The organism is Candidatus Agathobaculum pullicola (genome assembly GCF_052117205.1).
In the GTDB taxonomy this organism is placed as follows: Bacteria; Bacillota; Clostridia; order Oscillospirales; family Butyricicoccaceae; genus Agathobaculum; species Agathobaculum pullicola.
In genome coordinates, this window is record NZ_JBQKJP010000003.1 from 135,149 (window position 1) to 146,406 (window position 11,258).

Below are 11,258 nucleotides of genomic sequence, written 5' to 3' on the forward strand. Positions count from 1 at the left end.
GGAAAGCTGGTATTGACAACATGGAACAAAAAATCCGGGTATTGCTCGCGGACGACGACAGCGAATTTTGTGCACGCATGGCAGCGGCATTGGAGAAGACCGATGATATGGAATTGGTCGGAATAGCGGAGGACGGCGGAAAGGCCCTTGCGGCAGTGCAAGAGCTGAAGCCGGATTTGCTCATCATCGATTTGGTGCTGCCGGTGATGGACGGTATTTCGGTGATCAGCCGACTGCGGTCGCAGGAACAGAATAAAACGGCGGTGGTAGTGCTTTCTGCCTTTGCCAGCCCGCAGGCCGGTGCGGAATGTACCGCGCTGGGCGTGGATATGTTTTTGCGAAAGCCGATGGACGCCGAGCGGGTGTGTGAACGCATTCGCCTGTGGCGCGAGGGAAAACAGGAGGAAGCCCCGTCGGGGGAAGGAAAAGCGCTCGAGGTGCGTGTGACTGAGGTAATCCATCAGGTCGGCGTACCGGCGCATATCAAGGGCTATCAGTATCTGCGCGAGGCGATTATGATGGCGGTAAACGATATGGAAGCAGTGAGCGCGATAACCAAGGTATTGTATCCCTCGATTGCAAAGAAATTCAAAACCACTTCTTCACGTGTGGAACGGGCTATCCGTCATGCCATTGAGGTGGCATGGGATCGCGGCGATATCGAAACGCTGCAAAGCTATTTCGGCTATACTGTATCGGGTGTCAAAGGAAAACCAACCAATTCCGAATTTATCTCTATGATTGCAGACCGGCTGCGGCTGCAAATGCGGTTCGGCGCATAAGCAACAAATGAGCAGGGGACGGGGCGAAATGCTCCGTCCCTTATTTTGTCTGGAAATATGCGCAGTTATAGGATATAATAAATTCAAGCAGAAATTTGCAGAAAAATGAGGATTGTTTGAATGAAAATCATGGTCATTGACGGCAACAGTATTTTAAACCGCGCGTTTTACGGTGTGCGGCAGCTTTCCAACCACGAGGGCCTGCCGACCAACGCGGTTTATGGCTTTCTTGCCACGCTTTTCAAATTACAGGACGATGAAAAGCCCGACCGCACGGTCGTTTGCTTTGACATGCGGGAAAAAACCTTCCGCCATCTGAAGTTTGACTCCTATAAGGCAACGCGCAAGGGTATGCCGGATGAGTTGGCAGCACAGCTGCCTGTGGTCAAAGAGGTGCTGGACGCAATGGGCCTGACGCGCTGCGAGCTGTCCGGCTATGAGGCGGATGATCTGATTGGCACGATCAGCCGCCGCGCGGACGAGCATGGAGACCAGTGTGTCATCGTTACAGGTGACCGCGACAGTTTACAGCTGGTCGGCGGCAGTACGACTGTGCGACTGGTGACGACCAAGATGGGCCAGACCACTTACGACAGCTATGATACCGAGAAGTTTCATGAAAAATATGGGTTTGACCCGATTTTCCTGATTGACCTCAAGGCATTGATGGGCGACTCCTCGGATAATATCCCGGGGGTGCCGGGCATCGGGGAAAAGACCGCAATGCAGCTGCTGCATGACTTCGGCTCGCTGGAGGGTGTGTATCAGCATCTGGACGACCCGCGTATCAAAAAGGGTGCGCGCACCAAGCTGGAGGCAGGCGAGCAGTCCGCCAAGGACAGCTATTGGCTGGCGACGATTGACCGCAACGCGCCGCTCGAACTCGATGTGGAAAACCTGCCTGAGGCCAAGCCGGACGAACAGGCGCTGTATGACCTGCTGACCCGGCTGGAATTTAAGAATTTTATCAAGCGGCTCAATTTAAGCAGTGAGCAGGCTGCGCCGCGGCTGCCGGAGGTGCAGGTGCAGCGCGTGACGCAGGCGGCAGAAGCGTTTGCATTACTCGATGCGCTGACCGCGTCCGACCGCGTGGTTGCCGTTCTGTCCGAAACCCTGCGCGCTGCCTGCCTACTGGATGGAGAAACGGCATCCGCTCTGTTTGCAGAGGATTTTTCCGACACAGAGTGGGATGATGTGCTGCGCCGCCTGTTCGATGGCTCGATTGAGCTTACGCTGCATGACGCCAAGCCGATTGCGGCGGCCCTGCTCACGCGAGGCATCGCACCCGACGGCATCCGGTTTGACACCTGTATCGCGGCATATCTGCTGGACCCGACCCAGTCGGGATACGATCTGACGCGTGTGGCGATGGCGTATTGCAACACCGAGCTGCCCGCTCTGGATTTAGATGACCCCGCGGCGGTGTCGCCGCTCGGTGATCAGGAGCAGACTGCCGCGGCTTGCGCGCAGCACGCGGCGGCGATTCGCGCAATTTACACCGAGACGGCTGAGAAGATCGAGCAGCTTGGCATGCGCAAGTTATATTACGAAATCGAATTGCCGCTGATGCGCGTGCTGGCGGAGATGGAAGTGCTCGGCTGCGCGGTCGAGCCGGACGCGCTGCGCGCCTTCGGGGATAAGCTGGACGCGCGTATTCGTGAATTGGTCGCACAAATCTATCATGATGCGGACGGCGAATTCAATATCAACAGCCCCAAACAGCTGGGAGAGGTGCTGTTTGAAAAATTGCATCTGCCCGCGCCGAAAAAGACCAAAACCGGCTACTCCACCAATGTGGAGGTGCTTGAGCGTATCGCGGAGGATCATCCAATCGTGCCGCGCATTCTGGAGTACCGACAGCTGAGCAAACTCAAGAGCACCTATGTCGAGGGGCTTCTCAAGGTTATCAGCCCCAAGGACGGCCGTATTCACACGCATTTTCAGCAGACCGTTACCGCGACTGGTCGCCTATCCTCGACTGACCCGAATTTGCAAAATATTCCTGTGCGTACCGAGCTCGGGCGTGAGCTGCGCCGCATGTTCGTTGCGCCGGATGACAACCATGTGCTGATCGACGCGGACTATTCGCAGATTGAGCTGCGTGTGCTGGCGCATATCTCGCAGGATGCGCATATGATCGATGCGTTCCGTTCGGGACAGGACATTCATGCCGCGACGGCCGCCAAGGTGTACCATGTGCCGCTCGAGGAGGTCACCCCGCAGATGCGTTCTTCGTGTAAGGCGGTCAATTTCGGTATTGTGTATGGCATTTCGGATTTTTCGCTGGCGCAGGACATCGGCGTGACGCGCAAAGAGGCAGGTGAGTTTATCCGCACCTATCTTGCCACCTATCCGGGCGTTGCAAAGTATATGGAGGAAATCAAGGAAAGTGCCAGAGAAAATGGATATGTAACAACGCTATTCGGCCGCCGCCGCGCGCTGCCCGAGCTGAAAAGCCGCAACTTCAATATTCGCTCGTTCGGTGAGCGCGTGGCGATGAACACACCCATTCAGGGTACGGCGGCGGATATCATCAAAATTGCGATGGTACGCGTGCGCGACCGCCTGCTGCGCGAAGGTCTGGAAAGCCGCCTGATTTTACAGGTGCATGACGAGTTGATTCTCGAGGCGCCCAAGTCCGAGCGGGAAACCGCGATGCGACTGCTGCGCGAGGAGATGGAGGCAGCGTTCCCGATGGATGCACCGCTGGTGGCGGAGGCCAAGGCAGGGCACAGCTGGTATGACACAAAATAACTTTGTTTGAACCTGAATGGGGGCAAAACTATGGACAATATCATTTTTATCTGCACGGGCAACACCTGCCGTTCTCCGATGGCGGAAGGCTTGTTCCGTGCGCACGGCGGAGAGGAACAGACCGGACTTAGGGCTGCATCTGCCGGATTGTTCACGCAGGACGGTATGCCTGCGTCAGAAAATGCAATTACGGCGGCAAAAGAGTTAGGCGCGGATATTTCTACGCACCGTTCGCGCATGATAACGCCTGAAATCGCAAAAAACGCGCGCTATCTGGTTTGTATGACGGGCGCGCACTACGATCAGTTGTGCGAACGATTCCCTGACTGCGCAGATAAGGTGTTTACGCTGCTGCCGACCGATGTTTCCGATCCGTTCGGCGGCGATCTGGAGACCTACCGCCGCGCGGCAGCACAAATTGACGAGGGTGTGCGCAGCATCATCGGGAGGCTGGACGCATGACGGTCGTGCCGATGGCGGAGCGCCATCTGGCGGCATTGGCGGAAATTGAAAAAGCCTGCTTTCACGCGCCGTGGAGTGAAGCCATGCTGCGCGAGGAACTGGATAAGGGCATTTTTTTGGTAGCAGAGCAGGATGGGCAGGCGGTTGGCTATATCGGATGCCAGACTGTACTTGACGAGGGGTACATCACCAATGTGGCGGTGTCGCCGGACTGTCGCAGGCAAGGGGTCGGGCGTGCGCTGATTGCGGAGTTGGTCTCGTGCGCCCGCGCAAAAGAGCTGTCCTTTGTTACACTCGAGGTGCGCGCATCCAATGCGTCTGCCCTTGCCTTGTACGAAGGCGCAGGCTTTGGCCGCGTTGGCGTGCGCAAAAATTTTTATTCTGCGCCGAGCGAGGACGCGGTGCTGATGACACGGTTTCTCAAGGAGTAACACATATGGAAATCCGGTTTGTCGATGCGGGGAACACCGGAGCTTTGAAAAAGAGCTTTTATCGTTCAAACAAGGTAGGAGGTAGAGGCATGATTACGGTATTCAATCGTGAACTGGTGCTGGCTGTCAATGAGCAGCAAGCGTTTTTTGAAGCGCAGCAAGCGCTCAGTCATGCGGAGATCGCATTCCAAACCGCTGTGTATGACAATACCAAACGCATGCTGCAGCGGCAGGATGTTATGGGTATTCGCGCGCAATATCCGCAGGAATACAGGGTATATGTACATAAAAAGGATGCGGATTTGGCGCGCCATGTGCTGAAATATAAGAATGATAGGTGAAGCAATGAGAATCTTGGCGATAGAGTCCTCCTGCGATGAGACGGCGGCGGCCGTCATCGAGGATGGACGGAATATCCTTTCCAGCGTGGTAGACACGCAGATTGAAACGCATGCGCTGTACGGTGGCGTGGTGCCGGAGATTGCCTCACGCCGGCATATGGAGGCGGTCGTGCGCGTGACCGAGCAGGCGCTGGCGGATGCAAATATGAACAAGCACGAGGTAGACGCGGTGGCGGCGACCTGTGCGCCGGGGCTGATCGGCGCGCTGCTGGTGGGCGCGAACTTCGGTAAGGCGTTGGCATATGCGATGCGTAAGCCATTTATTCCGGTGCATCACATTCGCGGACATATTGCAGCGACCTATCTGGCGTATCCCGAACTCAAACCGCCATTTCTGACGCTTATCGCGTCGGGTGGACACAGCGAAATTGTGATGGTGCGCGATTATACGGATTTTGAAATCCTTGGCGGTACGCGGGATGACGCGGCGGGCGAGGCGTTCGACAAGGTTGCGCGCGTGCTCGGTGTAGGCTATCCGGGCGGCCCGAAAATTGACAAACTCGCGCAGGAGGGCGACCCGACACGCTACAAGCTGCCGGATTCGCATATCAAGGACGCGCCGCTCGACTTTTCCTTCTCGGGACTCAAGACGGCAGTCATCAATCTGGCGCATAACGCCGAGCAGAAGGGCGAGGAGATCGACAAAAACGATTTGGCGGCCTCGTTCTGCGCGGCGGTTGTGCGCACGCTTGTGCCGCGGCTTGAGCAGGCGGTGCAGCAAACGCACGCACGGCGCGTGGTGTGCGCGGGCGGTGTGGCGGCAAATTCCTTCCTGCGTGCGGCGCTCAGCGACATGGCAAAACGCACGCATACGCAGCTCTACCTGCCGCCGCTGCGTCTCTGCGGGGATAATGCCGCGATGATTGGCAGTCAGGCGTATTTTGAGTATCTTGCAGGGAACACAGGTACAACCCTGCAAAATGCTTTCGCCACCGCGGAGATCGGTGAGAATATTTGTGAAAAGCGATAGGCGAAAAGGTCTTTTCAAAAGAGTGGGAATGCTGTAAAATAGAAGTGGTTTTTGCACTGCAAAGGCCACTTCTGTTTTGTTTTAGGGCACGGTGCGTTTTGCGCGCCGTGGAGAAGGCTGTGGAAGCCGCAACCACCTACCGTGCAGCGGTGGGGCGCGGCGTGCGCAAAAAAGCGCTGCGTGTGGGACATAAAGGAGCGAAGGAAAAACACAAATGGGTATGACAATTGCGCAAAAGATACTCAAGGCGCATCTGGTGGACGGCGAGATGGTGCAGGGGCAGGAAATCGGCCTGAAGATCGACCAAACGCTGACGCAGGATGCGACCGGTACGATGGCCTATCTGCAATTCGAAGCAATGGGCGTTGATCAGGTCAAGACCGAGCGGTCGGTCGCTTATATTGACCATAATACCCTGCAATCCGGCTTTGAAAACGCGGACGACCACAAATATATCGGCTCGGTTGCAAAAAAACATGGCATTTATTATTCCAAGGCGGGCAATGGCATTTGCCATCAGGTACATCTGGAGCGTTTCGGTGCACCGGGCAAGACGCTGATCGGCTCGGACAGCCACACCCCCACCGGCGGCGGCATCGGTATGCTGGCGTTTGGCGCGGGCGGTTTGGACGTTGCGGTCGCAATGGGCGGCGGCGCCTACTACATCCCGATGCCCAAGATGGTGCGCGTCAATTTGACGGGCAAGCTGTCCCCGTGGGTGTCGGCCAAGGACGTCATTCTGGACGTGCTGCGCCAGATGACCGTCAAGGGCGGTGTCGGCAAGATTGTCGAGTACGCAGGCGAGGGTGTCAAGACCTTGTCCGTACCTGAGCGCGCGACCATCACCAACATGGGCGCAGAACTTGGCGCGACAACCTCGATTTTCCCGTCCGACGAGGAGACGAAAAAGTTCCTCGAGGCGCAAGGCCGCGGTGACGTATGGGTGGAATTGTCCTCCGACCCGGATGCGGTTTACGACGAGGAGTATACCGTCGATTTGTCCGCGCTCGAGCCGCTGGCTGCGATGCCGCACATGCCGGACAACGTAAAGCCGGTGTCTGAAATCGGGGCAATCAAAATCAACCAATGCTGCATCGGTTCGTGCACCAACTCTTCTTACTACGATATGATGAAGGTCGCGGCCATTTTGAAGGGAAAGACCGTGCATCCGGATGTTTCGCTGACCATCAGCCCGGGCTCTAAGCAGGTGTTCGACATGCTGGCGCAGAATGGCGCGTTGGCGGACATCATTTCTGCGGGCGCACGTATTCTCGAGTGTGCCTGCGGCCCGTGCATCGGCATGGGACAAAGCCCCGAGTCCGCGGGTGTCAGCCTGCGTACGTTCAACCGTAACTTTGAAGGCCGTTCGGGCACGCAGGACGCGCAGATTTATCTGGTGTCCCCCGAAGTTGCGGCGGCAAGCGCGCTGGCGGGCGTACTGACCGACCCGCGCACATTGGGCGAGATGCCGGAAATCCAGATGCCCGAGCACTTTACGATCAACGACAATCTGATTGTCAAGCCCGCCGAAAATCCGGACGAGGTGGAGGTCGTGCGCGGCCCCAATATCAAGCCCTTCCCGCTGGGTAAAGCGCTGGAGGCGAGCTACACGGGCAAGGTGGTACTTAAGACCGAGGACAATATCACGACCGATCACATCCTGCCTGCGGGCGCAAAACTGCTGCCGTACCGCTCAAATGTGCCGTATTATTCTAACTATTGCTTTATCAACGTCGACCCGGAGTTCCCGGCGCGCTGCAAGGAGCAGGGCGGCGGTATCATTGTCGGCGGCGCAAACTACGGTCAGGGCTCTTCGCGTGAGCACGCGGCGCTTGTTCCGCTGTATCTGGGCGTTAAAGCGGTGCTGTGCAAGTCGTTTGCGCGCATCCACAAGGCCAATCTGGTCAACTCCGGCATTCTGCCGTTGACCTTTGTAAACCCGGCAGATTATGACGAAATCAGCCTGTTGGACGAGATTTCGCTGCCGAATGTGCTGGAAGAAGTGAAAAATGGCCAGCAGGTCACTATTGTCTGCGGCGGAAAAACCTTCAAGGCGGACTGCGATGTGTCCGACCGCCAGCGCGGCGCGCTGCTTGCGGGCGGCACGCTCAATTATGCCCGCCAGAATGTAAAGTAAATGCTTGTGTCAGAGGGGGCCGCACGGCTCTCTCTGACCTGCTTTCTTGACAGGACATAGAATTTTTGTTAAAATAATATCAATTCAATAGGAGGACATTTCCATGTCTATCGACCAGTCCATTTTGGAGAAGTTTGAAGCGGTCGTCGAGAGCCAGCGCAAGCGCATTGCAGATATGAAGGCGCAGGACGACTTTATTGATTATTCGGGGCTTGATAAGCTCATCATCGGTGTGTGCGGCGGCGACGGCATCGGCCCGATGATTACCGGCATGGCGCAGCACGCGCTTGAGACGCTGCTGGCCGACAAGGTCAAGGCAGGCAAGGTGGAGTTTCGCGTCATCGACGGCCTGACCATTGAGCGCCGCGCGGAGCTTGGCTGCGCCATTCCGCCCGACGTGATGGAAGAGCTCAAGCAGTGCCACGTTATCTTAAAGGGGCCGACCACAACGCCGCGTAAGGGCGACCCGTGGCCGAACGTCGAGTCCGCAAATGTGGCGATGCGCAAGGCGCTTGACCTGTTTGCCAATGTGCGCCCGGTCAAGGTTCCCGAGCTTGGCATCGACTGGACATTCTATCGCGAGAATACCGAGGGCGGCTATGCTGTCGGCTCGCAGGGCATGCAGATTGATGATGATTTGTTCATCGACTTTACTGTCGCCACCTCACAGGGCTGCGAGCGCATTGCGCGTCTGGCGTTTGACTATGCACGCAAGACCGGCAAGAATCGCGTCTCCTGTGTGACCAAGGCGAATATCATCAAGACGACCGATGGTAAGTTCCTTGACACCTGCCAGAAGGTGGCGAAGGAATATCCGGAAGTCGAATTTGATGACTGGTACATTGACATCATGACCGCAAAGCTGCTCGACGACAAGCGTCGCCGTGACTTCAAGGTTGTGGTGCTGCCCAACCTGTACGGCGATATCATCACCGACGAGGCGGCAGAGATTCAGGGCGGCGTGGGCACCGCCGGCTCGGCTAATATTGGTAAGCGTTATGCGATGTTCGAGGCGATTCACGGCTCTGCGCCGCGTATGGTGCAGGAAGGCCGTGCAAAATACGCCGATCCGTCGTCCGTGCTGCGCGCATCGGTGATGCTGCTTGAGCACATCGGCGAAATCGAGTTGGCGAAAAAACTCGACCGTGCATTGGATATCTGCATGTTTGAGGAAAAAAAAGTGGTTGTTACCGGTCGTGATACCGGTGCGACTGCGCAGGAATTTACGGATTACATGCTGGATACTATCGCGCAACTGTAAGCACTGTACCATCCCAATGAAGAAAGAAGGAGAGAGCCTGTGGAACGTAAGCAAGAGGTTTCCAAAGCGGTCATTCAGCGGCTGCCACGCTATTACCGGAATATCTGTGAACTGAAGGCTGAAGGCGTGCAGCGCATCTCTTCGCGTGCGCTGGCTGAGCGCATGGGGTTGACAGCGTCGCAGATCCGGCAGGATTTTAACTGCTTTGGAGGCTTCGGTCAACAGGGCTACGGTTATAATATTGACAAGCTGATGGAGGAATTGGGCACCATTCTTGGCTTGCGTGCTGGACGTACGGCAATTTTGCTGGGTGCGGGCAACTTGGGCCGCGCGCTGCTCAACAACTTTGATTTCGGGGCAAGTGGATTCCAACTGCTGTGTGCATTTGACGCGAATCCGGAACTGACAGGGAAGAGGTTCGGCGGTTATGAGGTACGCAGCAGCGATACCATGCAGGAATTTCTGGCCAAACACAAGCCGGATGTGGCGGTTCTCACAATTCCGCGGGGCAAAGCGCCTGAGATTGCGCGGGAACTGGTTGATCAGGGGATTCGCGGCCTGTGGAATTTTACAGGAGAGGATCTACATCTGGGCGGTCTGGGCGTTCCGGTGGAAAACGTCCATCTGTCTGATAGCTTAATGACGCTGTGCCATCTGGTCAGTTCGACAGACGAATAAAAAAAGAAACGGCCTGCGGGCCGTTTCTTTTTTGTGAATTCATATTTTATCAAGAAAATATGGCGTGGTCTGATAGACGTAGTAGTTAACCCAGTTAGTATAGAACAAATGCGCATGCGCTTTCCAAGTGACAAGAATTTCGTCATCCGGATCGTCGTTGCGGAAGTAGTGAACCGGAATAGTAGGGTTCAAACCCTTGGCTAAGTCTCGCTCATATTCGTTCTTGAGCGTATCAGAGTCGTATTCCCCGTGGCCGAGCACGAAGATCTGACGGCCGTTCATTGCTTCTACGATATATACACCGGCTTCGTTGGATTCAGCCAGCAACCGCAGCCGATCATTTTGGAGAATATCCTCGGTGCGCACTTCGGTATAGCGCGAATGAGGGGCGAAAAATATATCATCAAAGCCGCGCAGCAGCGGTTCCTTGGGGAAAAGCATATGGTGACGAAAAATACCGGACATCTTGCTCGGAAGCGGATATTTGGGAATACCATAATGGTGATACAAACCGGCCTGCGCACCCCAGCAGATATGTAGGGTAGAGTGAACATGGGTCTTGCTCCAATCCATGATCTCGACCAGCTCATTCCAATATTCCACATCCTCAAACGGCATATTCTCTACCGGAGCACCGGTAATGATGAAACCGTCGTATTTTTGATCGCGAATATCATCAAAAGTTTTGTAGAAAGTGAGCAGATGATCCTCGGGCGTATTTTTTGAGTGATAGGTCTTAGTTTGAATTAAATCTACCTCAATTTGAATGGGGGTATTGGATAAGCAACGTAAAATCTGTGTTTCCGTAATGATTTTTAAGGGCATCAAATTGAGTAATGCGATGCGAAGCGGTCGAATATCCTGCGTGGTAGCACGATGCTCGGTCATGACAAAGATGTTTTCGCTTTCCAGTACCGCACGCGCAGGCAGACTGTCGGCTATTTTGATTGGCAAGCCGACCCCTCCTTTTTGTAAAATAACATTATAATGCTTTATTATAGCAGAAAGCAAAAAGAACTACAAGCGCAAAAGTAAAAATGCGGTAAAAAACAGTTGACAAAAGTAAAAAAAAGCGGTATACTGTACAAGCCTCATATAGAGGCGGTCAAACTGAGTGAAAAGAAAAAAGTTGAAAAACTTGTTGACAAATGTAGCTGAGTTTGATATACTAATCAAGCTGCTTCGGTGAGAGGCGGCGGGGTCGAAAAAGTTTGAAAAGAAATGAAAAAAGTTCTTGACAAACCGAATTAAGCCTGATATAATAAATAAGATGTCACCGAGAATGACAAAGAGCCTCAAAAAGTTCTGAAAACTCTCTGTTTCAGCGAGATTGTACCTTGTAAATTAAACAACGAGAAAGCTTGACTTGGTTTTTAAAAAAC

The 11,258-nt window shown here is 54.8% G+C and carries 10 protein-coding genes; 9 read left to right on the forward strand and 1 reads right to left on the reverse strand.

From position 1 onward, the window contains the following. Positions 1 to 20 precede the first annotated feature (20 nt). The 9 genes from spo0A (at position 21) to ACTQ3V_RS02675 (ending at position 9,876) form a co-directional block, all read left to right on the forward strand. Positions 21 to 782: a sporulation transcription factor Spo0A gene (spo0A, locus tag ACTQ3V_RS02635; RefSeq protein WP_441466131.1), complete on the forward strand. Its 762-nt coding sequence runs from the start codon at positions 21 to 23 to the stop codon at positions 780 to 782. Between the two features lie 120 nt (positions 783 to 902). Beyond that, the gene (gene polA, locus ACTQ3V_RS02640; RefSeq protein WP_441466132.1) at positions 903 to 3,536 is read left to right on the forward strand and encodes a DNA polymerase I; all 2,634 of its coding nucleotides are present in this window, start codon (positions 903 to 905) and stop codon (positions 3,534 to 3,536) included. Between the two features lie 30 nt (positions 3,537 to 3,566). Beyond that, on the forward strand, positions 3,567 to 3,998 hold the full coding sequence (locus tag ACTQ3V_RS02645) for a low molecular weight protein arginine phosphatase (protein ID WP_441466133.1): 432 nt from the start codon (positions 3,567 to 3,569) through the stop codon (positions 3,996 to 3,998). Beyond that, on the forward strand, positions 3,995 to 4,429 hold the full coding sequence (gene rimI / locus ACTQ3V_RS02650) for a ribosomal protein S18-alanine N-acetyltransferase (protein WP_441466134.1): 435 nt from the start codon (positions 3,995 to 3,997) through the stop codon (positions 4,427 to 4,429). Before ACTQ3V_RS02645 ends, rimI begins: the two co-directional genes overlap by 4 nt. Before the next feature lie 89 nt (positions 4,430 to 4,518). After that, positions 4,519 to 4,770 (forward strand): hypothetical protein, encoded by a 252-nt coding sequence (locus tag ACTQ3V_RS02655; RefSeq protein WP_441466135.1) that lies wholly within the window; start codon positions 4,519 to 4,521, stop codon positions 4,768 to 4,770. 4 nt (positions 4,771 to 4,774) lie between these two features. Then, positions 4,775 to 5,800, forward strand: a complete 1,026-nt coding sequence (tsaD, locus tag ACTQ3V_RS02660; protein ID WP_441466136.1) for a tRNA (adenosine(37)-N6)-threonylcarbamoyltransferase complex transferase subunit TsaD — start codon at positions 4,775 to 4,777, stop codon at positions 5,798 to 5,800. A gap of 214 nt (positions 5,801 to 6,014) precedes the next feature. Further along, positions 6,015 to 7,937 carry an aconitate hydratase gene (locus ACTQ3V_RS02665; protein ID WP_441466137.1) on the forward strand — a complete coding sequence of 641 codons (1,923 nt, stop codon included), beginning with the start codon at positions 6,015 to 6,017 and terminating at the stop codon, positions 7,935 to 7,937. 103 nt (positions 7,938 to 8,040) lie between these two features. Then, on the forward strand, positions 8,041 to 9,198 hold the full coding sequence (locus ACTQ3V_RS02670; protein WP_441466138.1) for an isocitrate/isopropylmalate family dehydrogenase: 1,158 nt from the start codon (positions 8,041 to 8,043) through the stop codon (positions 9,196 to 9,198). 39 nt (positions 9,199 to 9,237) lie between these two features. Beyond that, a complete protein-coding gene (locus ACTQ3V_RS02675) occupies positions 9,238 to 9,876 on the forward strand; it encodes a redox-sensing transcriptional repressor Rex (protein ID WP_441466139.1) in 639 nt (212 codons plus the stop codon). 39 nt (positions 9,877 to 9,915) lie between these two features. Here ACTQ3V_RS02675 and metA read toward each other — a convergent pair whose 3' ends face one another. Beyond that, positions 9,916 to 10,830 carry a homoserine O-acetyltransferase MetA gene (gene metA / locus ACTQ3V_RS02680; protein ID WP_441466140.1) on the reverse strand — a complete coding sequence of 305 codons (915 nt, stop codon included), beginning with the start codon at positions 10,828 to 10,830 and terminating at the stop codon, positions 9,916 to 9,918. Between the last annotated feature and the right edge of the window lie 428 nt (positions 10,831 to 11,258).